The 23,213-nt window shown below is 71.9% G+C and carries 21 protein-coding genes and 1 tRNA gene; 12 read left to right on the top strand and 10 right to left on the bottom strand.

Features of this window, described 5'->3' with window-relative positions; translation table 11 throughout:
• Window positions 1-63: 63 nt before the first annotated feature.
• A complete protein-coding gene (locus KHP12_RS26125) occupies window positions 64-1,392 on the top strand; it encodes a DUF6777 domain-containing protein (protein WP_210609512.1) in 1,329 nt (442 codons plus the stop codon).
• A 27-nt stretch (window positions 1,393-1,419) separates the two neighbouring features.
• Here the strand turns inward: KHP12_RS26125 and KHP12_RS26120 are convergent, their stop codons facing one another.
• Together KHP12_RS26120 and KHP12_RS26115 are read right to left on the bottom strand one after the other, a co-directional pair.
• Entirely contained in the window at window positions 1,420-2,073 is a 654-nt protein-coding gene (locus KHP12_RS26120; protein ID WP_086885858.1) for a hypothetical protein, read from the bottom strand.
• 12 nt (window positions 2,074-2,085) lie between these two features.
• On the bottom strand, window positions 2,086-3,582 hold the full coding sequence (locus KHP12_RS26115; protein WP_086885857.1) for an alpha/beta hydrolase: 1,497 nt from the start codon (window positions 3,580-3,582) through the stop codon (window positions 2,086-2,088).
• A gap of 524 nt (window positions 3,583-4,106) precedes the next feature.
• Between KHP12_RS26115 and KHP12_RS26110 the strand changes: the two genes are divergently transcribed.
• Together KHP12_RS26110 and KHP12_RS26105 are read left to right on the top strand one after the other, a co-directional pair.
• On the top strand, window positions 4,107-5,282 hold the full coding sequence (locus KHP12_RS26110; RefSeq protein ID WP_086885855.1) for a sensor histidine kinase: 1,176 nt from the start codon (window positions 4,107-4,109) through the stop codon (window positions 5,280-5,282).
• Window positions 5,283-5,960 (top strand): response regulator transcription factor, encoded by a 678-nt coding sequence (locus tag KHP12_RS26105; protein WP_210609510.1) that lies wholly within the window; start codon window positions 5,283-5,285, stop codon window positions 5,958-5,960. It abuts the gene before it with no gap.
• Between the two features lie 117 nt (window positions 5,961-6,077).
• On the opposite strand, the gene KHP12_RS26100 is transcribed toward KHP12_RS26105, so the two are convergent.
• From KHP12_RS26100 to KHP12_RS26085, 4 genes are all read right to left on the bottom strand, one after another.
• Window positions 6,078-6,164: transfer RNA gene (locus tag KHP12_RS26100), tRNA-Ser, on the bottom strand.
• 93 nt (window positions 6,165-6,257) lie between these two features.
• Entirely contained in the window at window positions 6,258-6,758 is a 501-nt protein-coding gene (gene tadA, locus KHP12_RS26095) for a tRNA adenosine(34) deaminase TadA (protein WP_037956789.1), read from the bottom strand.
• 18 nt (window positions 6,759-6,776) lie between these two features.
• The gene (locus KHP12_RS26090) at window positions 6,777-7,313 is read right to left on the bottom strand and encodes a tRNA adenosine deaminase-associated protein (protein WP_165556255.1); all 537 of its coding nucleotides are present in this window, start codon (window positions 7,311-7,313) and stop codon (window positions 6,777-6,779) included.
• 181 nt (window positions 7,314-7,494) lie between these two features.
• Window positions 7,495-7,662, bottom strand: coding sequence for a hypothetical protein (locus tag KHP12_RS26085; protein WP_020870137.1), 168 nt, complete (start codon window positions 7,660-7,662; stop codon window positions 7,495-7,497).
• 178 nt (window positions 7,663-7,840) lie between these two features.
• Here KHP12_RS26085 and upp point away from each other — a divergent pair, with 178 nt between their 5' ends.
• Window positions 7,841-8,476: a uracil phosphoribosyltransferase gene (upp, locus tag KHP12_RS26080; RefSeq protein WP_037956795.1), complete on the top strand. Its 636-nt coding sequence runs from the start codon at window positions 7,841-7,843 to the stop codon at window positions 8,474-8,476.
• Window positions 8,477-8,488: 12 nt separating this feature from the next.
• On the opposite strand, the gene KHP12_RS26075 is transcribed toward upp, so the two are convergent.
• Complete coding sequence (locus KHP12_RS26075; RefSeq protein ID WP_086884935.1) at window positions 8,489-9,184, bottom strand: LytR C-terminal domain-containing protein; 696 nt, start codon at window positions 9,182-9,184, stop codon at window positions 8,489-8,491.
• Between the two features lie 130 nt (window positions 9,185-9,314).
• Window positions 9,315-9,614 carry a type II toxin-antitoxin system VapB family antitoxin gene (locus tag KHP12_RS26070; protein WP_014061825.1) on the bottom strand — a complete coding sequence of 100 codons (300 nt, stop codon included), beginning with the start codon at window positions 9,612-9,614 and terminating at the stop codon, window positions 9,315-9,317.
• Window positions 9,615-10,000: 386 nt separating this feature from the next.
• Between KHP12_RS26070 and KHP12_RS26065 the strand changes: the two genes are divergently transcribed.
• Window positions 10,001-11,581, top strand: a complete 1,581-nt coding sequence (locus tag KHP12_RS26065; protein WP_086884934.1) for an SDR family oxidoreductase — start codon at window positions 10,001-10,003, stop codon at window positions 11,579-11,581.
• Window positions 11,582-11,722: 141 nt separating this feature from the next.
• Here the strand turns inward: KHP12_RS26065 and KHP12_RS26060 are convergent, their stop codons facing one another.
• Window positions 11,723-13,027 carry a cytochrome P450 gene (locus tag KHP12_RS26060; RefSeq protein WP_210609508.1) on the bottom strand — a complete coding sequence of 435 codons (1,305 nt, stop codon included), beginning with the start codon at window positions 13,025-13,027 and terminating at the stop codon, window positions 11,723-11,725.
• 166 nt (window positions 13,028-13,193) lie between these two features.
• On the opposite strand from KHP12_RS26060, the gene KHP12_RS26055 reads away from it, so the two are divergent.
• The gene (locus KHP12_RS26055) at window positions 13,194-13,604 is read left to right on the top strand and encodes a BlaI/MecI/CopY family transcriptional regulator (RefSeq protein ID WP_037956803.1); all 411 of its coding nucleotides are present in this window, start codon (window positions 13,194-13,196) and stop codon (window positions 13,602-13,604) included.
• 3 nt (window positions 13,605-13,607) lie between these two features.
• On the top strand, window positions 13,608-14,555 hold the full coding sequence (locus KHP12_RS26050; protein ID WP_037956806.1) for a M56 family metallopeptidase: 948 nt from the start codon (window positions 13,608-13,610) through the stop codon (window positions 14,553-14,555).
• 89 nt (window positions 14,556-14,644) lie between these two features.
• Here the strand turns inward: KHP12_RS26050 and KHP12_RS26045 are convergent, their stop codons facing one another.
• Window positions 14,645-15,100: a tellurite resistance TerB family protein gene (locus KHP12_RS26045; RefSeq protein ID WP_037956900.1), complete on the bottom strand. Its 456-nt coding sequence runs from the start codon at window positions 15,098-15,100 to the stop codon at window positions 14,645-14,647.
• A gap of 315 nt (window positions 15,101-15,415) precedes the next feature.
• On the opposite strand from KHP12_RS26045, the gene KHP12_RS26040 reads away from it, so the two are divergent.
• The 5 genes from KHP12_RS26040 to KHP12_RS26020 all read left to right on the top strand — a co-directional run bounded on the left by KHP12_RS26040 (window position 15,416) and on the right by KHP12_RS26020 (window position 23,176).
• On the top strand, window positions 15,416-16,510 hold the full coding sequence (locus tag KHP12_RS26040) for an acyltransferase family protein (RefSeq protein ID WP_086884992.1): 1,095 nt from the start codon (window positions 15,416-15,418) through the stop codon (window positions 16,508-16,510).
• A 149-nt stretch (window positions 16,511-16,659) separates the two neighbouring features.
• Window positions 16,660-19,041, top strand: coding sequence for a terpene synthase family protein (locus tag KHP12_RS26035; protein ID WP_344395524.1), 2,382 nt, complete (start codon window positions 16,660-16,662; stop codon window positions 19,039-19,041).
• Between the two features lie 242 nt (window positions 19,042-19,283).
• On the top strand, window positions 19,284-19,871 hold the full coding sequence (locus KHP12_RS26030; RefSeq protein ID WP_210609504.1) for a hypothetical protein: 588 nt from the start codon (window positions 19,284-19,286) through the stop codon (window positions 19,869-19,871).
• 2 nt (window positions 19,872-19,873) lie between these two features.
• Window positions 19,874-21,298 (top strand): amidase, encoded by a 1,425-nt coding sequence (locus KHP12_RS26025; protein WP_211834909.1) that lies wholly within the window; start codon window positions 19,874-19,876, stop codon window positions 21,296-21,298.
• A gap of 609 nt (window positions 21,299-21,907) precedes the next feature.
• A complete protein-coding gene (locus KHP12_RS26020; RefSeq protein ID WP_167442818.1) occupies window positions 21,908-23,176 on the top strand; it encodes an NAD(P)/FAD-dependent oxidoreductase in 1,269 nt (422 codons plus the stop codon).
• Window positions 23,177-23,213 lie beyond the last annotated feature (37 nt).

The following is a 23,213-nucleotide window of genomic DNA, read 5'->3' as shown; positions in this document are numbered from 1 at the left end:
GGGGGAAGCGGGGGTGTGTGGAGCGAGCGCAGGATGGGGGCGAGGTAAGGGAAGGAGAGGGAAATGCGCTCGATCTCATGGCACCTCACCTCGCGTCGTTCAGCATTCGTCGTCGGTTTCGTCGTCGTGGTCGCCGTCGTGGTGGTCCTTGGGATGGTCTCCTCCTCCGATAAGGCATCCGGGGAAGCCTCCAAGGAAGCGCCCGGCGAAGCCCCCGGATATGCCTCGACGGTCGAATACCGGCGGGAACCCGTCGGAAAGACCTCGGTCCCCGCGTTCACCTCCTCCGTGGGCCGGGACCGCACACATGTGGTCTCGCCGTCCAACGGGGGCCGCGCCTTCCGCGGCAACACCCCCGGTCTCTACGCCGGTGTCCGGAACCGGCAGCCCTGTGACCGGCAGGGATTGCTCCATGACCTCGACGCCGACAAGCAGAAGGGCGCCGCCTGGAGCAAGGTCCAGCACATCTCGCCCGACGGCATCCCCGATTTCGTCAACCGGCTCACGAGCGTCACTCTGCGCTCCGACACCTACGCGAAGACCTACGGCTACCGCGGTGGGGTGAAGCCGGTGTCCGCCGTTCTCCAGGCCGGAACGGCGGTTTTCGTCGATGCGCGCGGTCTGCCCGTCGTGAAGTGCGACTCCGGAAACCCGGTAAGGGTCTCGGCCCCGCCGCGCAACGCCAAGCCGACCTTCACCGGGCCCGAGTGGAACGGTTTCTCCCGTAGCACGGTGACCGTCATCCGTCCGGCCACGAAGAACGCCAAGCACCTCGTCCTGGTGGGGATCGGCAAGGCCGAGCTCCTGAAGCGCCCGCTCGGTGACGGCGACGGCAGCGGTGACCCGCGGGACACGGTGCTGGCCCGCGCCGACTACCCCAAGTACCTGGCGATGCCGGGCGAGCAGCACGCCCCGCGGCTGCGGGAGGCGCCGAAGGTCACCATGAAGCCGTCGGACCGGTTCACCCCGCTGGAGACCGAGCGCCCGTCCGGAACCCCCTCGCAGCAGTCGCAGCCCTCCGACGAGCCGTCGGACCCGGGCCAGCAGCAGCCCCAGGACCAGCCCTCGGACCCCGGTCAGCAGCCGCAGGACCAGCCCCAGGATCAGCCGTCGGACCCGGGCCAGCAGCAGCCCCAGGATCAGCCGTCGGACCCGGCTCAGCAGCAGCCGCAGGATCAGCCCTCGGACCCTGGCCAGCAGCAGCAACCGCAGCCCCCGCCGAACCAGCCCCCGCCGAACCCGCCTCCGCCGCCCCAGCCCCCGCCGAACCAGCCGCCGCCCAACCAACCGCCCCCGAACCAACCGCCCCCGAACCAGCCCCCGCCCCAGCAGCCCCAGCCCGACCCCAACCAGCAACAGCCCCCGCAGCAGCCGCCCCCGTCCGGTCCCTGACGGGGCCGGCCCGGGGGCGGGGCGGGGTCATCCCACCCCGCCGTCGAGCAGCCAGTGGCAGCGCAGCCGCAGCGCCCGCTCGGTGCTGGCCGCCACGGTGACGAGCCCGACCACGGTGTTGCCCCACGCCGACAGATCGATGGGCGAGGTGAAGGTCCCGACGTACTGGGCGAAGCCCTCCGGATCCCGGGTGACCTGTTCGGCAAGCTGGAGGATCAGGAGAACCAGGCCGATGACGAGCACGAGCACCGAGAGGAAACCGATCCAGCGGCTCAGCGCGGGGTGCGACCCTTCGAAGCGCGCGCGGCGCCCCTCGGCGGAGGCGGGGTCCGGGATGAGCTGGAACTCCGACCCCTCGGCGGTGACGTAGTGGCAGCGCTTGAGCCCGAAGCCGCTCGCCTTCACCTCGACGGTGCCGCCCTGGACGGGGAAGACGGCGGGGACTCTGGACTCGGCGTGATGCCTGCCATCGAGGTACAGATGGGCCTTGACGTAGCCGTCCGACGCGTTCTGATGCTTGACGTCGACGGCGTAGACCGTCTGCCGGCCGTCGTCGTTCATCAGCCGGAGGTGGAACAGTGCGCGGGTAAGCATCTGCCACCAGCGGAAGCGCTTCAGGGGTCGCCCGTCCCCGGGCTTGACCCGCTGTACGGCCCGACGGTGCCGCCACTCCTTGAACATGCCTCCCTCCCGCTACTCGCTCGGCTCCGCCGCGCAGGCGAGGTCCCGCGACGGGCGCTGTCCGGCGGTCAGGAATGCCGTCACCGCGTCGTTCGCGCAGGTGTTGCGGCCGAACGGATAGACGCCGTGTCCGCCCTGGTCGGCCGTCACCATCGTGGCCCGCTTCCCGAACGCCCGCCGCAGCTCCCGGGCTCCGGCGAGCGGGGTCCCCGGGTCGCGCTCGTTCTGCACCATGAGCACGTTCGACGGGCCCCGGTCACCGATGCGCACCGGCGGCTCGACCCGCTTGTCCGGCCAGAACGCGCACGGTCCGATGCCGGCCGTGGACCCGCCCAGCATCGGGTACCTCAGCCGGTCGACCGCGACATTCCGCTGATACTCCCGGACCGTCCCCGGCCAGCGTGAATCACCGCAGATCACATAGAAACGGGCGGCCATGAAGTTCTCCATGTTCTCCATTGACGGCGGAGTGCCGGGCGGCAGCGGCCGATCCTTGTCGAGCGCCTGCCACATCTCGGCCACCGAGGGCATGGACGCATCGCTGTAGAGGCGGTCGAAGGTGATCCCGCGGAACAACGTCCCGTCGATGCCCCGGACCGGCCTCGCCTCCAACCGCCTCGCGAGCTCGAAGAACTTCGCGGTCACCCGCTGCGGTGTGGTGCCCAGACCGTACTCGGGGTGTGCGGCGGCGAACGCGGCGAAGTCCGGGAACCGGTCCTCCAGTCCACGGGCGAGCGACCGCATGGCCGTGACGTCGGAGCCGCCGGGGCCCAGGTTGCTGTCGAGTACGATCCGGTCGCTGCGCCCCGGGAACAGCGTCGTGTACACCGCGCCGAGGTAGGAGCCGTAGGACCCACCGAGGTACGAGAGTTTCGGCTCGCCCAGCGCCGCCCGGATCCGGTCCATGTCGCGCGCGGTGTTCGCGGTGGTGGTGTGCGGCAGCATCCACGCCGTGCGCGAGGTGGCGCACTGCTTGGCGATGGTCCGCGCGTTCCCCGCCTCCCGCGCGACATCGGCCGCGGTGTGCGCGTACGGCGGGGTGTTGCCGCGGTTCCGCTGTTCCGGCGTCAGATCGCAGGTCACCGGCGTGCTGCGGCCGGAGCCGCGCGGGTCGAGGCCGATCACGTCGTAGGAGTCCAGCACCTTCTGCGGCAGCCCGGAGGCGGCGAGAACGGCCGGGTAGCCGAGTCCCGTGATGCCGGGGCCGCCCGGATTGGTCAGCAGTACGCCGCGGCGCTTCGAGGGGTTCTTGCTCGCCAGCCGGGATATCGCGATCTCGATCTGCCGGCCGTCGGGATCGCGGTAGTCCAGCGGGACTTCGAGCGTGGAGCACTGGAGACGGGGTGAGTCGGCCTTAAGGGGTGAGGCGGTCTTCTCCGGGCACGGACCCCACTCCACGGTGTCCGGCCTCGCGGCCGCCCTGTCCGGCGTCGCCACCGCCGACACTCCCGTGACCGCGGTCGCCGCCACCGCGGTGGCGGCGAGGGCGAGGGGCAGAGATCTGCGCATCCGATGTCCTCCTGTGGGGCACGTACGGCCGTAGACGCGGGTCTGTCGTCCGGATGGGCGTCAGGTCGTTCCCGGTCGCGGATTCCCCCGGGATGTCCGGCCCGCTCGGTGGCCGGTTCCTTGCGGGTATGTGCCCAGCCACCGGACACCATGGCGACGAGCGCGATGAGTCCGAGGAGGATCATCTGGCCGGGGAGTCCGCCGGGGACCCAGGTGAGATTGCCCCACAGCGGCTCGAAGTCCTGGTCGAGCAGGGCGCGGATCATCGCTTGGACGGCCAGGGCCGTGATCACCATCCCGACCGCCTCAAGGGCCACAAAGCCACCCTTGCGCATCGCGCTTCTCCGCCTGGTGTTCGGTCGTCTCGGCACGTGAACGAGTCTGTCCGTGCGGCCCGGCAGGCACATCGGCCCGGCGGCTCGCCTCGCCTCCGGCCCAAGGCGGGGTGGTGATTCGACTCCGGTCGAGGGTGCGTCATCCCGCGGGCCGAATCACCGGCCGCACCGTGTCGCGATACTGACCAGGTGAACACGGACGTCGCGCCACGGCTCGGGTGGTGGCAGCAGACCTGGCGGCTGATGGCGGCCGCGGCGGTGGGCATACCGCTCTGGCTCTCCATCGGTGTGGTGATGCGGGGACAGTCGACAGGAACCGGCTCGTGGTTCTTCATCGGTGATCCGCTGGTGGCTCTCGGCTGTCTGACGGCGCTTCTGTGGCGGCGGCGGTTCCCGCTCGGCGTCGCCATGACAGTCGCGATCGCCTCGACCGCGTCGGCACTCGCCTCCGGCGCCGCGTTTCTGGCGCTGGTCTCGCTCTCCACGCGTCGTCGTCCGGTGGAGAGCGCGGTCGTCGGGCTGGCCCTCGTGACCGCGTCACAGTTCGCCGGCGGGTTCTACCCGACCCCGCCCGGCCCACTGTGGCTCGCACTCGCGTTCCCGGCGCTGATCGCGGGCATCGCCGTGGCCGTGGGCATGGCCATCGGGGCGCGGCGCGTCGAAGTGCGGTCCTTGCGGGACCGGGCGGAGAGCGCGGAACGGGAACAGACCGCACGGGCGGCGCAGGCACGGGCCCTGGAACGGAACCGGATCGCCCGCGAGATGCACGACGTGCTCGCGCACCGGATCTCCCTGGTCGCCATGCAGGCCGGAGTGCTGGACCACCGCGGCGACCTCACCGCCGAGGAGAACCGCGTGCTGGTCCGCGGCATCGCCGAAGGCTCCCACCAGGCCCTGGAAGAACTACGGGATGTCCTCGGGGTGCTCCGGGCCGACCCGGGCCGCCCGGAACCACCCCAGCCCTCCTTCGACCGCATCCCCGACCTGGTGGCCGACGCCCGCACGTCCGGACTGGACGTCACGCTCACCACCACGGTGACGGGGACACCCTCCGACGTCGTCGGACGCACCTGCTACCGGATCGTCCAGGAAGGACTGACCAACGCCGCCAAACACGCCCCGGGCGCACACGTACACATCACCCTCGAGGGGACCGTCGGCGACAGTCTCAACGTCAGCGTCCGCAACTCCCCGGCCACCACGGCGACCGCACCACCCCCGGCATCGGGATTCGGCCTGCTCGGCCTCACCGAACGCATCACCCTCGCCGGCGGACAACTCGACCACCACCCCACGCCCGACAGCGGATACCTCCTCACCGCGCGGCTACCCTGGCCGAACCCCACCCACGGAAAGAGAGCATGAGTGGATACCGAGCGGGAGCCGGTGCGCGTCGTCATCGTCGACGACGACCAACTGGTGCGGATGGCGCTGCGACTCGTCATCGAGGGCGAACCGGACCTGACCGTCGTCGCGGAGGCGGCCGACGGGGACGCCGCGCTCACCGTGGTGGACGAGCAGCGGCCGGACGTCGTCCTGATGGACGTGCGGATGCCCGGCCGCGACGGTCTCAGCGCGACCCGGGAACTCCTCACCCGACCGGCGCCGCCGCGGGTGCTCATGCTGACCACATTCGACTCCGACGATCTGGTGCTCGGCGCACTGCACGCCGGAGCACTCGGGTTCGTCCTCAAGGACACCCAACCGCCGCGGCTTCTCGACGCGGTGCGGACCGTCGCGGACGGCAACCCCGTGCTGGGTCCGGCCGCCACGGCACGGGTGATCGCCGCGGCCACCAGCCCGCGGTCCGCTCACGCTCGCGACTCATCCCGCGAAGCAGCGCGGAAACAGCTGTCCACCCTGACGACACGAGAACTCGACACCGCTCGGGCCATCGCGGACGGGCTGGGCAACCCGGAGATCGCCGAGCGGCTGTACATCAGCGTCGCGACCGTCAAGGCACACATAGGCAGCCTGTTCGCCAAGCTGGCGGTCGACAACCGGGTGCAGATCGCACTCCTGGTCCGTGACGCGGAGGAATGAGGCCAGTTGGGGGCGTGCGGGCTCACGTAGCTGGACGGTTCCACCCGACTGGTGGACGTGTCCCTATGCAAAACACCCCCCTGACCCGCGTTTCCACAGATCAGGAGGGTGTGTGAGCGGTAGCGGTGGGATTTGAACCCACGGAGGAGTTGCCCCCTCACGCGCTTTCGAGGCGCGCTCCTTCGGCCGCTCGGACACGCTACCGAGGGAGAGCCTAGCGGACGGGTGGCCGGGAACCGAAATCGGTTCCGGGACCGGCCCGCGCGACGGGGCTCAGGGCGAGGCTCAGGGCGAGGCTCAGGGTTTGCGGAAGAAGGCGGTCAGGGGGGCCGCGCAGGCCTCCGCCAGGACGCCCCCGATGACCTCGGGACGGTGGTTGAGGCGGCGGTCACGGACGACGTCCCAGAGGGAGCCGACCGCGCCGGCCTTCTCGTCCACGGCGCCGTAGACCAGCCGGTTCAGGCGGGACAGGACGATCGCGCCGGCGCACATCGTGCACGGCTCCAGGGTGACCACCAGGGTGCAGCCGGTCAGCCGCCAGCCGCCGAGGTGGTGGGCGGCGGCTCGGAGGGCGAGGACCTCGGCGTGGGCCGTGGGGTCGCCGTGGGCCTCGCGCTCGTTGCGGCCGCGGCCGAGTACGGAGCCGTCCGGGCCCAGCACGACGGCGCCGACCGGCACATCTCCCGTCTCGGGTGCCCGCACCGCCTCCTCCAGCGCCAGGCGCATCGGTTCGCGCCAGGGGTCGCGCAGGGGGTCGGGGTCGGGGCCGGGCAGGAGGCCGGTCAGCGGATCGGTCATGACATCAGTGTGCGGCGGTCAGCGCACCGCCTCCAGCCCCTCCATGCTGCACCCGAGCATCTCGGCGATCGATTCGAGGGCGTCCCCGTCGAGGGCCTTCAGCTCCTTCTCGTCCATGCCGAGGTCGGCCAGGATGTCGGCGTCGCCGAGCGGGCCGATCGGGACCGGCGCGTCGTCCGCGTCCTCGTCGTCCCGGTCCGGCTCGCCGTCCTCGGTGCCGTCCAGGTCGACCAGGCTGTCCAGATCGTCGTCGGGGTCCCGGCCGAGCAGCTCGTCGGTGAGCATCGAGCCGTACGAGGTGCGGGCGGCGGCTGCCGCGTCCGATACATAGATGTGCGGGTCGTCCTCGCCGTCCACGCGGACGACGCCGAACCACGCGTCTTCGTGCTCGATGAAGGCCAGTACCGTGTCGTCGTCCTTGGAGGCCAGACGGGCCAGTTCGATCAAGTCCGTCAGGGTTTCCACGTCATCGAGCTCTGTGTCGCTCGCTTCCCACCCTTCTGCGGTGCGCGCGAGCAATGCGGCGAAGTACACCGTGACTCTCCCACTGGTCATAGGCGTGCCGGGGGCGGGCGGGACAGTGTCCCGCCCCAATCGGAATCGTGGCAGAAACCGTCGCTTCGCGAGAGGTCTTCCACGCTGCGTCGTGCACCAGTCCAAAGAGATGTGGCTCACGCGGACGGAATCGAAACACGCGGAAACCGTCTCCGGCGGTTCGGCGGAAGCTCACCAGGGCTCACCAGGAGAACGTCCGCATGTGTATCGCCCGGCGCATCCGGGCCGCGCGGGCCTGCCGGGGACGCACCTGGTCCCGCACCGCCCGGGCCTCGTTCAGCGCGCGCAGGAAGCGGTCGCGACGGCGGCGGCGGTCCGCGGCGGTTTCCCTCGCGGTCGCGTCGGCCATGGTCACTCACTCCTCGGTGCCGAGGTGTCGCCCGGTGGGAGCCCGGGCGCTGTTGCCCACTTTCCCCCGAATCAGCGGTTTGATGCCACTACGGCGGCAGACGGTCGAGCGCGGGGCGGCGCACGGAGGGCGTCACCGGCGGGAGCCGGGCTCCGGGTGCTCGGTTAGTGTCGTTGCCATGCGGATCCACGTCGTCGACCACCCGCTGGTGGCGCACAAACTCACCACGCTGCGCGACAAGCGCACCGACTCCCCCACCTTCCGGCGGCTCGCCGACGAGCTGGTGACCCTGCTCGCGTACGAGGCCACGCGCGATGTGCGCACCGAGCAGGTCGACATCGAGACCCCGGTGACGGCCACGACCGGGGTACGGCTGTCCCATCCGCGCCCCATGGTCGTGCCGATCCTGCGGGCCGGTCTCGGGATGCTCGACGGCATGGTGCGGCTGCTGCCCACCGCCGAGGTCGGCTTCCTGGGCATGATCCGTGACGAGGAGACGCTCCAGGCGTCCACCTACGCCACCCGGATGCCCGAGGACCTCTCCGGCCGTCAGGTCTACGTCCTGGACCCGATGCTCGCCACCGGCGGGACGCTGGTCGCGGCGATCAGGGAGCTGATATCGCGGGGCGCCGACGATGTGACCGCGCTGTGTCTGCTGGCGGCGCCCCAGGGCGTCGAGCTCATGGAGCGCGAGCTCGCCGGGGCGCCGGTGACGGTGGTCACCTCGTCCGTCGACGAGCGGCTCAACGAGCAGGGGTACATCGTGCCGGGGCTCGGCGACGCGGGCGACCGGATGTACGGGACCGCGGGCTGAGCCCCACCCGACTCAGGAACGGCAGGGCGATCCGGAGGACGCGGGCGAGGGCTTGGCCAGGGCGGCCAGCGCCTTGTCCGCGTCCTTCTGCTCGACCAGGTCCTTGAAACCGTTGCCGATGATCAGGTCGATGTCCTTGCCGTCGCGCGCGTCGTTCTTGGTCTTGGCGCCGGCGAGCTGCGTGCCGAGCACATTGAAGGCTCCGTCGCCGGCGCCGGGCGCGCCGAGCAGTATCCCGGTGGCCTTGACCTTCTTGTCGTACTGGGTCGGGGCGTTGCCCACCTTCCCGATCTTGAAACCGCGCTTCTCCAGCTCCTTGGCGGTGTCCTTGGCGAGGCCGGAGCGCGTGGTCGCGTTGTAGACGTTGACCGTGATCTGGGAGGGCTTCGGCAGCTTCCCGCCCGTACGGCCGCCCTGGCCGCTCTGGCCGCTGTCGGACCGGCCGGACTTGGCGTTCCCGTCGGGGTGCTTGTCGCCGCGCTCGCAGTCCCCGGTGCCGTGCGCCGCGCGGACCTTCTGGCCGCCGCCGTCGCCGGAGAAGACGTCGATGAGCTGAAGTGTTCCCCACCCGACCAGGCCGAGCGCCAGAACCGAGCCGAAGGCGGTGAACATCAGCCGCCGGCGGCTCCGGGGCCGGCTCATCCGCGGGTAGCGATCGCCCGTAATGCGGTACTTTCCGCCCATGCCGGGAGGGGTCAGCATGCTCATGTGCGCAGCGTAGTGCGGCCAGGTGGCGATGCCTACTAAATGATCAATGGTTGGTGCTCAGACCAACCCGAAAGGGTCAACACGGATCGGAAGTCGATCAACGGCGATCGGTCACCGGGGCGGGGCGCGGTCAGCCCTCGAGCTCCAGAACGCGCGCGTGCAGCACCTGACGCTGCTGGAGGGCGGCGCGCACCGCCCGGTGCAGCCCGTCCTCCAGATAGAGGTCGCCCTGCCATTTCACGACATGGGCGAAGAGGTCCCCGTAGAACGTGGAGTCCTCGGCGAGCAGCGTCTCCAGGTCGAGTTGCTGCTTCGTCGTGACCAACTGGTCAAGACGTACCGGGCGTGGGGCGACATCCGCCCACTGGCGGGTGCTTTCCCGGCCGTGGTCGGGATAGGGCCGACCGTTTCCGATGCGCTTGAAGATCACACGGAAAGCCTACCGGGCAAGCCCCTCCCGGCGCAGCCAAGGCGCCCGAGTGCCGGGCCGGAGCCGGGCCCCGCCGAACTCGGAAAATAGGAAAAAATTCCCGAAAGGGGCTAGGCGCTCATGGAGGCCCGGAGTAACGTAAATAACAGCCTGCGGGGCGAGCGAGGGAGCTCGACCGGAGAGGCGCTCAGGACAGAGGACGTCAGTCCTCCGAAGAGAACGTCTTCTAGATGGCCGGGCTGAGAGGCTCGAAGGTCGGGGAGACCTGAGAGCGACCTCCAACACCTGATACGGACAATGCCGCCGAAGGGAGCCCACCTCGCAGGTTTTGTCCTGCGCGGGAATCCCGCCTCGCGAGTTCCGTGCCGCCCGCGCACCATGGCCTCATGGCCGTTCCCCAGCGCCCGCCGGGCCCTCACGGCGCGCCGGAGCCGCGCCGCTGTCTGGTCACCGGCGCCACCGGCTACATCGGCGGCAGACTGGTCCCCGAGCTGCTGGCCGCGGGGCATCAGGTGCGGTGTGTCGCCCGCTCGCCCGGGAAACTGCGCGACCAGCCCTGGGCGGGGCGGGTGGAGACCGTACGCGGCGATGTGACCGACGAGGAGTCCGTGCGCGCCGCCATGGAGGGCGTGGACGTCGCGTACTACCTGGTCCACGCGCTGGGCACCGGATCCGGCTTCGAGGAGACCGACCGCCGCGCCGCCCGGATCTTCGGCGAGCGGGCCCGGGCCGCCGGGGTGCGCCGGATCGTCTACCTCGGCGGGCTGACCCCCGAGGGCGTCCCCGAGCGCGCGCTCTCGCCCCATCTGCGGTCCCGGGCCGAGGTGGGCCGGGTGCTGCTGGACTCCGGGGTGCCGACGGCCGTGCTGCGGGCCGGGGTGATCATCGGCTCGGGCTCGGCCTCGTTCGAGATGCTGCGCTACCTCACCGAGCGGCTGCCGGCGATGGTGACGCCCCGCTGGGTGCGCACCCGCACCCAGCCCATCGCCGTCCGCGATGTGCTGCGGCTGCTGGTGGGCTGCGCCGCGCTGCCGGACGAGGTGCACCGGACCTTCGACATCGGCGGCCCCGACGTCCTCACCTACCGCGCCATGATGCGGCGGTACGCGCGGGTGACCGGGTTGCGGCGGCGGCTGATCGTGCCGGTGCCGGTGCTCACCCCCGGTCTTTCCAGTCTGTGGGTCGGCCTGGTCACCCCCGTACCCGGCGCCATCGCCCGCCCGCTGGTGGAGTCGCTGCGCCATGAAGTGGTGTGCGCCGAACGGGACATCACCCGCTATGTGCCGGACCCGCCGGGCGGGCCGCTCGGCGTGGACCGGGCGCTGGAGCTGGCCCTGCGGCGGATCCGCGACGCGGAGGTGGCCACCCGCTGGTCCTCCGCCGCCACCCCCGGCGCGCCCAGCGATCCACTGCCCACCGACCCCGACTGGTCGGGCGGCAGCCTCTACCAGGACCGCCGCGAGCGCGCGGTGGACGCCTCACCGGGGGACGTCTGGCGGGTGGTGGAGGGGATCGGCGGTGCGAACGGGTGGTACTCGCTGCCGCTCGCGTGGGCGCTGCGCGGCTGGATCGACACCCTGGTGGGCGGCGTCGGGCTGCGCCGGGGCCGCCGGGACGCGGCGCGGCTCAGAGTGGGGGACAGCCTCGACTTCTGGCGGGTGGAGGAGGTCCTGCCGCCCCGGCTGCTGCGGCTGCGGGCCGAGATGCGGCTGCCGGGCCTGGCATGGCTGGAGATGGTGGTCGACCGGGACGCGCGGGGCGGGACGGTGTACCGGCAGCGGGCGCTGTTCCATCCGCGCGGCCTCGCCGGGCATCTGTACTGGTGGTCGGTGGCCCCGTGGCACGCGCTCGTCTTCGGCGGTATGGCCCGGAACATCGCCGCCCGGGCCGAGAGGGGCGAGGCCGGGACGGGCAGGGGCGGGAAGGACGCGGCCGGGACGAGAGCGTCCGCGTTCCGCGTACGGTGAGCCCCACTGCCCCGCGTACGGTGAGCCCCACTGTCCCGCGTCCGGTGAACCCCGCTGGTCCGGGGCGCCTGAACCACGCGGTCGGCCCGGCCGGTCCGGGGCCGCTGAACCCCGCTGGTCCGGGGCCGCTGAACCCTGCCGTCACCGGGACCCGTTCGGGGAGCGGTTCCGGGATCCGTTCGGAGACCCGCCCGGCCGCAGCCCCTCGAAGGCGAGCGGCAGATGCCGCGGCCCGCGCAGCACCGCGTTGCGCCGGTAGGTCGGCGGGTCCTCCAGCAGCCGGGGCTCCTCCAGCCGGCGGACCAGCTCGGTCAGCGCGATCTGCGCCTCCAGCCGGGCCAGCGGGGCGCCGAAACAGCTGTGGACGCCGCTGCCGAAGCCGAGGTGCTGGTTGTCCCTGCGCTGCGGATCGAACCGGTCGGGGTCGGGGAACCGCTGCGGATCGCGGTTGCCCGAGGCCAGCAGCAGCCAGACGGACGCCCCCTGGGGGATGGTCACACCCGCGATGTCGATCTCCGAGAGCGGGGTGCGCCGGGGGAGCATCTGCACCGGCGGATCGAACCGCAGCAACTCCTCCACCAGCGGGACGACCAGATGGGGATCCTTGCGCAGCCGGGTGAGCACATCGGGGTTGCGCAGCAGGGTCAGCATCCCGTTGGTGATCAGGTTGACGGTGGTCTCGTGCCCCGCCACCAGCAGCAGCACCGCGGTGCTCAGCAGCTCCACCCGGCTCATCCGCCCCTCCGGACCCTCCCCGCCCGGACCCTCCCCGCCGACCAGGGCCGAGAGCATGTCGTCGCCGGGTGCGCGGCGGCGCTCCTCGATCAGCTCGGACAGATACGTCGCCAGTTCCGTCCGGGCCTGCCGGGTGATCCGCCGCCGCTCGGCGGCGTCCGCGTCCGGGCCGGGGTCCAGACTGGCGGCGAGGGTGTCGGCCCAGGCGTGGAAGCGCGGCTCGTCCTCCCGTGGCACCCCGAGCAGCCGGCAGATCACGGTCACCGGGAAGGGGTAGGAGAAGTGGTCGACGAGATCGATCCGGTCCCGTCCCTCGAAGCCGTCGATCAGCTCGCCGACGATACGGGTGAGTTCACCGCGCATCTCGTGGAGCCGGCGTGGGGTGTGCGGCGGGCCGAAGGGCGCCGTCGCGAGCTGGCGCAGCCGGTCGTGCTCGGGCGGGTCCAGCCTCAGGAAGCTGGGCGGCAGCCCCGGGTCGTCGTCCTCCTCGGCCAGCTCCGAGGCGGCCCGGGGGTCCAGGTTGCGCGCGTCGGAGCTGAGTCGGGGGTCGTGCAGCAGACCGTGGATCTCCCAGTAGGTGGAGACGATGTACGGCCCCTTCTCGTCGTGCGCCACGGGCGTCTTGCGCAGCTCGGCGTAGATCGGGTAGGGGTCGGCTCGATGGGCGTAGTCGGTGATCTGCCGTACGAGCGAGCCTTGCGTCTGCGTCATGGCGGAGTGCGTTCCTTCGTCGGGGTCGTCCCCTTGCTCAGCATCGGTGAGGCGGTCCGGGCCCGCGCGTACAGCCAGGCCAAAGGGGCGAACGCGCGACCGTGGCCCGCTCGCTACGATGGAGCGCCGCGCGCCGGGCGCGTGCGGTGGGGAAGGAGACGGTGCGATGGACCACGACCGGACCGGCGGGCCCGGCTGGCCCCGCCGCCCCCGTCGGCGTGGCCAGGGCGAACTGGAGGCGCAGGTGCTCGTGGCGCTGAGCCGGGCGCCGGGGCCGGTGACCGCCGCATGGGTGCAGGAGCGGATCGAGGGCGAGCTCGCCTACACCACGGTCATGACCATCCTGTCCCGGCTGCACGCCAAACAGGCCGTGACCCGTGAGCGCGCGGGCCGCTCCTTCGTCTGGCGGGCGGCGTCGGACGAGGCGGGGCTCGCGGCGCTGCGGATGCGCCGGGTGCTGGACGGCCAGGACGACCGCGAGGCGGTCCTGGCCAGCTTCGTGACCGGGCTGACCCAGGACGACGAGCGGCTGCTGCGCGACCTGCTGAGCGACGTGGCGGAGGAGCCGGAGGACTGACCGATGGGCGTCTTCGTCTTCCTCCCGCTGGTTCTGCCCCTGACGGCGCTGCCGATCGCCCGGCTCGCCGAGCAACATCTCCATCCGCGCACCGCCACCCGGCTGCTGACGCTCGTCGGCACCGTCCTCGCGGTGTGCTCGACGCTGTGCCTGGGGCTGCTGATGGTCGTCGGCACCGCGCAGCTGCCGGGCAACCCACTGCCGGACAGCTGGTCGGACCCCGAGGTACGGGCGGCGGTGCCCTTTGACGTGGTGGCCGGGAAGGCGGCGATCGGCGCGCTGGCGGCGGTGGCCGTCTCCTGCACGGCCACCTGTCTGCGGCATGGCCGGGTGCGGCGGGAGGCCCGGCTCGCGCTCGCCGGGCTGCCGGAGTCGCCGGTCGCGGTGCTGCCGGACGACAGGGCGTACGCGTACGCCCTGCCCGGGACCTCGGGGCGGACCGGGAAGCCGGGCCGGATCGTCGTCTCCACCGGGATGCTGGACAGCCTTGAGCCCCGTGAGCGGCGGGCCCTGATCGCGCATGAGCGCGCCCATCTGACCGCACACCACCACCGCTATCTGCTGGCCGCACGGCTCGCCGCGCGGGCCAACCCGCTGCTGCGGCCGCTGCGGGCCGCGGTGGACTACTGCGCCGAGCGCTGGGCGGACGAGGAGGCGGCCCGGGAGGTCGGCGACCGCAGGGTCACGGCGCGGGCGGTCGGCAAGGCCGCCCTGGTCTCCCGGGGCACACCGGGGCCGGCGCTCGCCGGATTCGCCGCGCCGGGGCCGGTGCCGCGCCGGGTCGCGGCGCTGCTGGAGCCCGTTCCGCCGTCCCGGCACTGGCCGCCCACGTGGACGGCGGCGGGGCTGGCCCTGTGGATCGCGGCGGTGGGCACCGCCGCGTCCGCGCTGTCCTCGGCGAACGCGGCGGTCGCCCTGGTCCTCGTCCTGCACGCCGCGACCCCGCTGTAGCTCCGGGGCGCGCCCGTACGGCCGGCGGGGCGGCCGTACCGGCTTATGGCTTGCGGGGTCGCCTTACGGCTTTTCCGCCTTGCCCCGTCTTACAGGTCGAACTCGGCCGGCGGGAGCTCCAGCGTGAAGCACGCCTCGCGGACCATGGCCTGCTCGGTCTTGTCGAAGTTGCCGTCCGCGCCACCGATGACGATGCCGATCTGGATCACGGCGCGCGCCTCGGCGGGCTTCTTCTTGGCCTTGGCGACCTCCTGCATCACGCTCACCTTGCCGAAGTCGAAGTCCGTGGTGAGCTTGTTGACGTAGTCGTTGAAGCGGCGTTGCAGATCGTCGGCCGGGAAGTTCTGCAACACCTCGTTGGTGGCGATCAGCTGGGCGACGCGCTGCCGCTCGGACGGGTCGACCGAGCCGTCCGCCGCCGCCACCAGGGCACACATCGCCATGCTCGCGTCGCGGAAGGCGCCGCTCTTCAAGTCGTTCTTCTTCGAGACGAGCTGAGTCTGCATCGTCTGGGCGGACTCCCTGATGCGGTCCCACAGGGCCATGGCCACTCACACTCCATAGGGTCGTTAGGATCTACAGTTGTGTAGAAGCTAGCAGGCGGGGTCGGTCAAGGCCGGGCGGATCGGCCCCTCTTCAGCACTCTGTGAACTGACCGGAGAGGTAAAGAAGTTCCCAAGTTGAGGAGGTGACGGATGCGCTGGACTGGACCTAAACCCTCGTACGCGAGAGCTGAGCCTTTCGGGGCGCGGGCTCGCGAGCGCCACTATGGTGCGTGGAATGTTCCACTCCGCAACCCTCCGCCGAAACTCGGAAAGAGCCCAGATTTTCCCCGCAGGTTTCCCGGGAGGGCATATGTGATGAACGTCTCGCACTTACTGCCGACACTGCCCGCGCGGCGCACACCGGCGTCCTCGCCCGCCAAGGCGGCACCGGCTCCGTCCCCCGCGCCGAAACAACGCGACGCGTTCTTCGACAACGCCAAATACCTGGCGATCGTGCTGGTCGCCATGGGGCATGCGTGGGAGCCACTGCGAGGCGGCAGCAGAGCGGCATCCGCGCTCTATATGACCGTCTACACGTTCCATATGCCGGCGTTCATTCTCATCTCCGGGTACTTCTCGCGGAATTTCGATCTCCGGCCGGACCGGCTCAAGCGTCTGATCACGGGTGTCGCCGTTCCCTACGTCCTCTTCGAGGTCGCGTACACCTTCTTCAAACGGTGGGCGGACGACGATCCGTCCTATCCGATCAGTCTGCTCGACCCCTGGTATCTGACCTGGTTTCTGATCGCGCTCTTCGTCTGGCGGCTGACCACGCCGCTGTGGCGGATCGCGCGGTGGCCGGTGGCGCTGGCCCTCATCATCGCCGCGCTCGCCGCCTGTTCACCGAATATCGGTGACGACCTCGATCTACAGCGGGTGCTTCAGTTCCTGCCCTTCTTCGTGCTGGGGCTGCACATGCGGCCGGAGCACTTCCGGCTGATGCGGCGGCGCGCGGTCAGATGGCTGTCGGTGCCGGTGGTCGCGGCCGCGGTGGTCTTCGCCTACTGGGCCGTGCCGCGGATGAACCCGGCGTGGTTCTACCGCCGGGACAGCGCGCAGGAGCTCGGTGCGCCGTGGTGGGTCGGGACGGTCATGACGTTCGCCCTCTTCGGCTGCTCCATGGTGCTCACCGTGTGCTTCCTCGCCTGGGTGCCCCGGCGCCGGATGTGGTTCACGGTGCTCGGCGCCGGGACGCTGTACGGCTATCTGCTGCACGGCTTCCTCGCCAAGGGCTCCCGCTTCTGGGACTGGTACGACCACCCGTGGCTGCACCGGCCGCTGGGGGAGATCGTGGTGACGGCGGTGGCGGTGGCCGTGGTGACGGCCCTGTGCGCGCCACCCGTCCAGCGGGCGTTCCGGTTCGCGATGGAGCCGCGGATGGAGTGGGCCTTCCGGAGACGCGACGGATGATCCGCGCACTCGGTCACGGGAGCGCACTCGTGTGACTAATTGGGCTTTCGGATAGGCCCGTTGTGGGATGGGTAGCCCGTAGCCGACCCCGGTCCGTAGCCGGACGACGACTACGGGCCACCGTCGCACGGAGAGGTGCCGGCCCAGCAGTGACACAGCCCTTTCGACTCCCCGACTTCTACATGCCGTATCCGGCCCGGCTGAACCCCCATGTCCAGGCGGCACGGGAGCACTCCACCCGGTGGGCCCGCGAGATGGGAATGCTCGAGGGCTCGGGGATCTGGGAACAGGAGGATCTCCACGCCCACGACTACGCCCTGTTGTGCGCGTACACCCACCCCGACTGCTCCGACGCGGAGCTCTCGCTGGTCACGGACTGGTATGTGTGGGTGTTCTTCTTCGACGACCACTTCCTGGAGACGTTCAAGCGCTCCCAGGACCGTGAGGCCGGCAAGGCGTATCTCGACCGGCTGCCCGCCTTCATGCCGATGGACCCGGCGGCCGGGACCCCGGAGCCCACCAACCCGGTCGAGGCGGGGCTCGCGGATCTGTGGGCGCGGACGGTGCCCTCGATGTCGGCGGACTGGCGGGCACGGTTCCGGGAGAGCACCGAGAACCTGCTCAACGAATCGCTCTGGGAGCTCTCGAACATCAACATCCACCGGATCCCCAATCCGGTCGAGTACATCGAGATGCGCCGTAAGGTCGGCGGCGCGCCCTGGTCGGCCGGGCTGGTGGAGCACGCCGTGGGGGCCGAGGTGCCGGCGGTGATCGCCGGGTCGCGGCCGATGCGGGTGCTGCGGGACGCCTTCGCGGACGCGGTGCACCTGCGCAACGACCTGTTCTCGTACCAGCGGGAGATCGAGGACGAGGGCGAGCTCAGCAATGGCGTCCTGGTCCTGGAGACGTTCCTGTGCTGCACCACCCAGGAGGCGGCCGACTCCGTCAATGAGCTGCTCACCTCACGGTTGCAGCAGTTCGAGGACACCGCCCTCACCGAGCTCGGGCCGCTCTTCGCCGAGCACGGTCTGGACCCGGCGGCCTGTGCGGGGGTCCTCGCCTACGTCAAGGGGCTCCAGGACTGGCAGTCCGGCGGCCATGAGTGGCATATGCGCTCCAGCCGGTACATGAACGGCGCGCACGGTGCGGAGGGTACGGACCGTGCGAATGACGCGGACGGCCCGGACGGCCCGGACGGCCCGGACGGCCCGGACGGCCTGGACAAGGCCCCGGCGTGGTCGCCCTTCGCGCTCAGCGGCCTCGGCACCTCCGCGGCGAGCCTGCCGCTGACCACGGGCCGGGCGGAGGCGGCCCGGACCCGCAGGTTCAGCCATGTCCCGTTCCGGAGCACCGGGCCCTCCCTGCTGCCGGACTTCTTCATGCCGTTCACCCTCCGGCTCAATCGGCATCTGCCCGCCGCCCGCGACCACCTGGCCGACTGGGCACATCGGATGGGCATCCTCGGACCGCAGCCAGGGATCCCCGGGTCGCACGTCTGGGACGAGCGGCGGATGCTCGCCGCCGACCTGCCGCTGTGCGCGGCCGGCATCCACCCGGACGGCTCCCCGGACGAGCTCGATCTGGCGTCCGGCTGGCTGGCCTGGGGCACCTACGCGGACGACTACTACCCGGCGGTCTTCGGCCGCACCCACGACCTGGCCGGGGCCCGCGTCTGCAACGCCCGGCTCAGTGCGTTCATGCCGCTCGACGCGGGCCCCACCCCGGCCCCGGCGAACGCGCTGGAGCGGTCGCTGGCCGACCTGTGGAGCCGTACGGCGGGCCCGATGGAGGACCTGTCGCGCCGTGAACTCCGTAAGGCCGTCGAGAACATGACCGCCAGCTGGCTGTGGGAGCTGGCCAACCACACGAAGAACCGGATCCCCGACCCGGTCGACTACATCGAGATGCGCCGGCACACCTTCGGCTCCGACCTCACCATGAGCCTGTGCCGACTGGCACGCGAACGGCGGGTGCCGCCCGAGATCTACCGCAGCGGCCCCGTCCGGTCGCTGGAGAACGCCGCCATGGACTACGCGACGCTGCTGAACGACGTCTTCTCGTACCAGAAGGAGATCGAGTTCGAGGGCGAGATCCACAACGGCGTCCTCGTCGTCCAGAACTTCTTCGACTGCGACTATCCGACCGGGGTCGCCGTCGTGAACGATCTGATGACGTCCCGGATGCGGCAGTTCCAGCATGTCGCGGCGCATGAGTTCCCGGTGCTGTACGACGACTTCGGCCTGGAGCCGGAGGCCCGGACGGCGATGGACGGCTATGTGGAGGAGCTGCGCGACTGGATGTCCGGGATCCTGAACTGGCACCGGGAGATCTCGCGCTACCGGGAGGAGGAACTGCTCCGCGCCCACCGGCGGCCGGTGGACGCCGGGGCGGTCCCGGCCCCGGCGGACACCGGGACCGTGACGGGCGCCGGGGCCGGTTCCGGGGCGCGGCCGGTGGCCCCGTGGCATGGGCCCACCGGGCTCGGCACCTCGGCCGCGCGGGTTCCGGTGCCCGCCGGAGCACGTACGTAAGGCCCCGTAGGGACCGTAAGGTCCTCGGGAACGGACCGCCCCGCCTTTGTCGGCCGGGACAAGGCGGGGCGGCCGCTTGTTGGCCGTCCGGCACGATGCCCGGCGCGCGGGGTGGCCTGTTGAATGCCGCGCAGTCCCCTCGCGCCCTGGAGGTAGCGTGTCGGCCGCAGCCGAAGACCCCGGCAGCCCGAGCCCCGGTCCGGACCCCGGCGTCACCCCCGCCCCCGCCTCCGTTCACCGGGATGCTGGTGGCCCGGCCGGGCGGGGGCGGGGCCGGGGACGCGGACGGGATTCTGCTGATGCTCGCCCAGGGCGCCCTGCCGGGCTGGGCCACCGGGCTGGGCCACCGGGCTGGTCGTGGTGGCCGCGGCGGCGTCCGCGATGGCCCGGCCGGGGCGATGTGCGTCGGCATCTCGACCCTGGTGGCACGGAATCTGCTGCCCGCCCGCCGGAAGGCGGCCCGGATGGCGGTCAACCACAGCGTGGTCGTCCTGGCCATCGGGCTCGCGCTCACCCTCGGCATCCTGCGGCCGGGGCTGCTGACCGCCCCGGGGGCGCTGGCGGGCCTGGTGACCGGTGAGGCGGTGGTGACCTGGCTGACCCAGGCCGAGGCGGAGACCCACCATGTGAACGCGGGCCTGGTCGCGCTGGCGGTCAATGTGCTGGTGGCGGCCGCCGTGACGGCGCTCTTCCGCCGCCCGGCCGCTTCCCCAACCATGGATTCCGCCCCTGGGTTCCGTGGGGACCGTGAGCTCCGTAAGGACGGCGAGTCTTACGGGACCTGCGGTCCGAAGACCCGCGCAGCGATGACCACCGAGGAAGGCGAGTGACCGTGACGACGACGGACGACGATCTCTGCTTCAGGACCGCACTGGACCTCAGCGCGCTGCTGCGCTCCCGCGAGCTGTCCGCGCGCGAGCTGCTCGAGGCCCATCTGGCCCGTATCGAACGGGTCAACCCGGCCGTCAACGCGATCGTCACCCTCGTCGCGGACCGCGCCCGCGAGGCCGCGCGGCGGGCCGATGAGCGGATCGCGGCGGGGGAGGAGCTCGGGCCGCTGCACGGGCTGCCCATCGCCCACAAGGACCTCCACAACACCGCGGGCATCCGCACCAGCCATGGCTCGCCGCTCGCCGACGGCGTGCCAGACCAGGACGATCTGCTGATCGAGCGGATACGGGCCGCCGGGGCGATCACCCTCGGCAAGACCAACGTGCCCGAGTTCGGGGCCGGTTCGCACACCTTCAACCCCATATTCGGCGCCACCCACAACCCGCACGACCTGGGCCGCAGCGCGGGCGGCAGCAGCGGGGGCGCGGCGGCCGCGCTGGCCTCCGGCATGGTCCCGATCGCGGACGGCAGCGACACCGGCGGCTCGCTGCGCAACCCGGCCTCGTTCTGCAATGTCGTCGGTCTGCGCCCATCGCCAGGGCGCGTCCCCAACTGGCCCTCCCTGACCGCCTGGGGCACCCTCGGCGTCAAGGGGCCGATGGCCCGTACCGTGGCCGACACCGCCCTGCTGCTGTCCGCCATCGCCGGGCCCGACGCGCGGTCGCCGATCGCCCTGGAGGAGCCCGGCGCCCGCTTCGCCCGCCCCCTGGACCGCGATCTGACGGGGCTGAGGGTGGCCTGGTCCCCGGATCTCGGGGGGCTGGTGCCGGTCGAGCCCGAGGTGGCCGCGGTGGTCGAGTCGGCGGCGGAGGTCTTCACCGGTCTCGGCTGTGCCGTGGAGCGGGCCTGCCCGGACCTGACCGAGGCCGAGGAGGTCTTCCGCACGCTGCGCGCCTCGGTCTTCGAGGTCACCTTCGGCCCGCTCATGGACCGCCACCCGGACGGGCTGAAGCGGGCGATCCGGGAGAACGCCGAGGAGGGGCGCAAGCTCACCGGGCCGGACATCGGCCGCGCGGAGGTGCTGCACACCCTGCTCTTCCACCGCGTCCGGGAGTTCTTCGGCCACTATGACGTGCTGCTGCTGCCGGTGAGCCAGGTGGTGCCGTTCGACGTCGGCATCGAATACCCGACCGAGGTCGCCGGGGTGGCCATGGACGACTATCTGGACTGGATGCGCTCGGCGTATCTGATCAGCTCGACCGGCAGTCCGGCGCTGTCCGTACCGGCCGGGTTCACGCCCGGCGGGCTCCCCGTCGGGGTGCAGATCGTCGGGCCGCACCGGGCGGACTTCGCGGTCCTCCAGGTCGGCCACGCCTTCGAGCGGGCCACCGGGCACTGGCGGCGGCGCCCGGCGGGGATCGAGTAGCGCACGCCCCTGGATCATCCGTGCCTCCGCGCATCAGAGTGAACGGGCCCGGGTAGTGCCCCGGCGACCACTGGCGCTGATGAGCGGAGGAGCCATGTACGACGACTCCCCGTAGGACGACGCCTCGGGCGGATCTTGACGCCTGCGGCGGGCTGTTCCCCTCCCCGCCCCTTCCCACAACTGGGGCTCCGCCCCCGACCCCGGGGTCCCGGGGGTCCCGGGGTGAAGCTCCGCCGCGTGGTCCGCCGGATACCCCGTAGCGGGCCCGCGACGACTGACACGGTGCCCCGGCTACCACAGGGAGATGTCCCCCGCACCAGACATCACGGGCCCCGCGGCGCCATCCGCTGGTGTCACACGCGCGAGGATCCACCGGCCAGGGCCCAGGCCATGACCGGCCGGGCCCGGCCGGTCCGCGGCAGACCGTGAGCCGCCGGTCCGCGGCAGACCACCAGCTGCCGGAGCCCGGCAGACTGTCAGCTGCCGGAGTCCCGGTGTACCGTCAGCCCCCAGCGCCCGGCAGACCGTGCGCTCTCGGCCTCCGGGCCAGTGCGGTGTCCGGCCCGCTCCCCCGATGATGGCGTTTCACCCATGGGAAGGAGCGCATCCGTGCCCACTGCCATCGGTCCGTCCCGCCCACCGCGCAGCGCCGTCGTCATCGGTGCGGGCATGGTCGGTCTCGCCACCGCCTGGTCGCTGCGGAACCACGGCGTCGAGGTCACCGTCGTGGAACGGCGCCACCCCGCGGCCGGGGCGTCCTGGGGGAACGCCGGCTGGCTGTCCCCGGCCCTGACGCTGCCGCTGCCCGAACCGGCGGCGCTCCGCTATGGGCTGCGCGGCCTGGTCTCCCCCGAGTCGCCCGTCTACATCCCGCCCCGGCCCGACCCCCGGCTCGCCCGTTTCCTGCTCACCTTCACCCGGAACTGCACCCCGCGCCGCTGGCGGGTCCTGGCCGCCACGTTCGCCACGCTGAACCGCCATGCGCTGGACGCGTACGACGCGCTCGCCGCGGACGGCGTCGCCGAGCCGACCCGGCCCGCCGAACCCTGTCTGATCGCGTTCCGCACCGCGGCCGAGCGCGCCGCGATGGTCGAGGAGCTGGAGCACGCTCGCGCGGCCGGTTTCCGAATCGCGTACGAGCGGATCGACGGGGATCGCGCCCGGGCGCTGGAGCCCGCGCTGGGCGACGGCATCGGCGCGGCCGTGGAACTCCACGGCCAGCGCTATCTCAACCCCGGGAACTTCGTCCGCGCCCTCGCCGACGCGGTGCGCAAGCGCGGCGGCGAGATCCTGGAGCGGACGGAGGTGTCCGGTATCCGGGACTTGGGGCGGGCGGGCGTGGCCGTCGCCACCCCCGGGGGCCAACTCCGCGCGGACGTCGCCGTCGTGGCCACCGGCGCCTGGCTGGGCCCGCTGGTCCGCCCGTTCGGGGTCCGGGTGCCGGTCCAGGCCGGACGCGGCTACAGCTTCAGCGTCCCGGCCGAGGGCGCCCCCACCCGCCCCACGTATCTGGCCGCCCAGAAGGTCGTCTGCACCCCGCTGGGCGAGGGCCGGGTGCGGGTCGCCGGAATGATGGAGCTGGCCCCCGCGGACCGGCCGGTGGACCCGCGCCGCATACAGGCGATCATCGCGGCGGCCCGTCCGCTGCTGCGGGGTATCGACTGGGAGGCCCGTACGGACACCTGGGTCGGCGCCCGCCCCTGCACCCCGGACGGACTGCCGCTGATCGGCCCGACCGGTTCGCCGCGCGTCTACGTCAACGGCGGGCACGGCATGTGGGGCGTGGCCCTCGGCCCGCTCAGCGGACGGCTGTTGGCGGACGCCATCGCGACCGGCGCCTCCCCGGCCGAACTGGCCCCGCTGCACCCCCTGCGCTGAGCGGAACCGCTCTCCCCGACCGTTCATGTTTCGGCTC

It is taken from the genome of Streptomyces asiaticus, from assembly GCF_018138715.1.
Classification (GTDB): domain Bacteria; phylum Actinomycetota; class Actinomycetes; order Streptomycetales; family Streptomycetaceae; genus Streptomyces; species Streptomyces asiaticus.
Note: the sequence above shows the minus strand (reverse complement) of the source record. Positions and strands in the feature narration are given on the sequence as shown.

Coding starts and splice junctions, on each gene's coding strand:
- KHP12_RS26090 (WP_165556255.1), bottom strand. CDS start 7,313: ATGACCAGTGGGAGAGTCACGGTGTACTTCGCCGCATTGCTCGCGCGC.
- KHP12_RS26115 (WP_086885857.1), bottom strand. CDS start 3,582: ATGCGCAGATCTCTGCCCCTCGCCCTCGCCGCCACCGCGGTGGCGGCG.
- KHP12_RS26075 (WP_086884935.1), bottom strand. CDS start 9,184: ATGAGCATGCTGACCCCTCCCGGCATGGGCGGAAAGTACCGCATTACG.
- KHP12_RS26045 (WP_037956900.1), bottom strand. CDS start 15,100: ATGGCCCTGTGGGACCGCATCAGGGAGTCCGCCCAGACGATGCAGACT.
- KHP12_RS26055 (WP_037956803.1), top strand. CDS start 13,194: ATGGACCACGACCGGACCGGCGGGCCCGGCTGGCCCCGCCGCCCCCGT.
- KHP12_RS26050 (WP_037956806.1), top strand. CDS start 13,608: ATGGGCGTCTTCGTCTTCCTCCCGCTGGTTCTGCCCCTGACGGCGCTG.
- upp (WP_037956795.1), top strand. CDS start 7,841: ATGCGGATCCACGTCGTCGACCACCCGCTGGTGGCGCACAAACTCACC.
- KHP12_RS26120 (WP_086885858.1), bottom strand. CDS start 2,073: ATGTTCAAGGAGTGGCGGCACCGTCGGGCCGTACAGCGGGTCAAGCCC.
- KHP12_RS26030 (WP_210609504.1), top strand. CDS start 19,284: ATGCTGGTGGCCCGGCCGGGCGGGGGCGGGGCCGGGGACGCGGACGGG.
- KHP12_RS26125 (WP_210609512.1), top strand. CDS start 64: ATGCGCTCGATCTCATGGCACCTCACCTCGCGTCGTTCAGCATTCGTC.
- tadA (WP_037956789.1), bottom strand. CDS start 6,758: ATGACCGATCCGCTGACCGGCCTCCTGCCCGGCCCCGACCCCGACCCC.
- KHP12_RS26040 (WP_086884992.1), top strand. CDS start 15,416: ATGAACGTCTCGCACTTACTGCCGACACTGCCCGCGCGGCGCACACCG.
- KHP12_RS26060 (WP_210609508.1), bottom strand. CDS start 13,027: ATGACGCAGACGCAAGGCTCGCTCGTACGGCAGATCACCGACTACGCC.
- KHP12_RS26085 (WP_020870137.1), bottom strand. CDS start 7,662: ATGGCCGACGCGACCGCGAGGGAAACCGCCGCGGACCGCCGCCGCCGT.
- KHP12_RS26065 (WP_086884934.1), top strand. CDS start 10,001: ATGGCCGTTCCCCAGCGCCCGCCGGGCCCTCACGGCGCGCCGGAGCCG.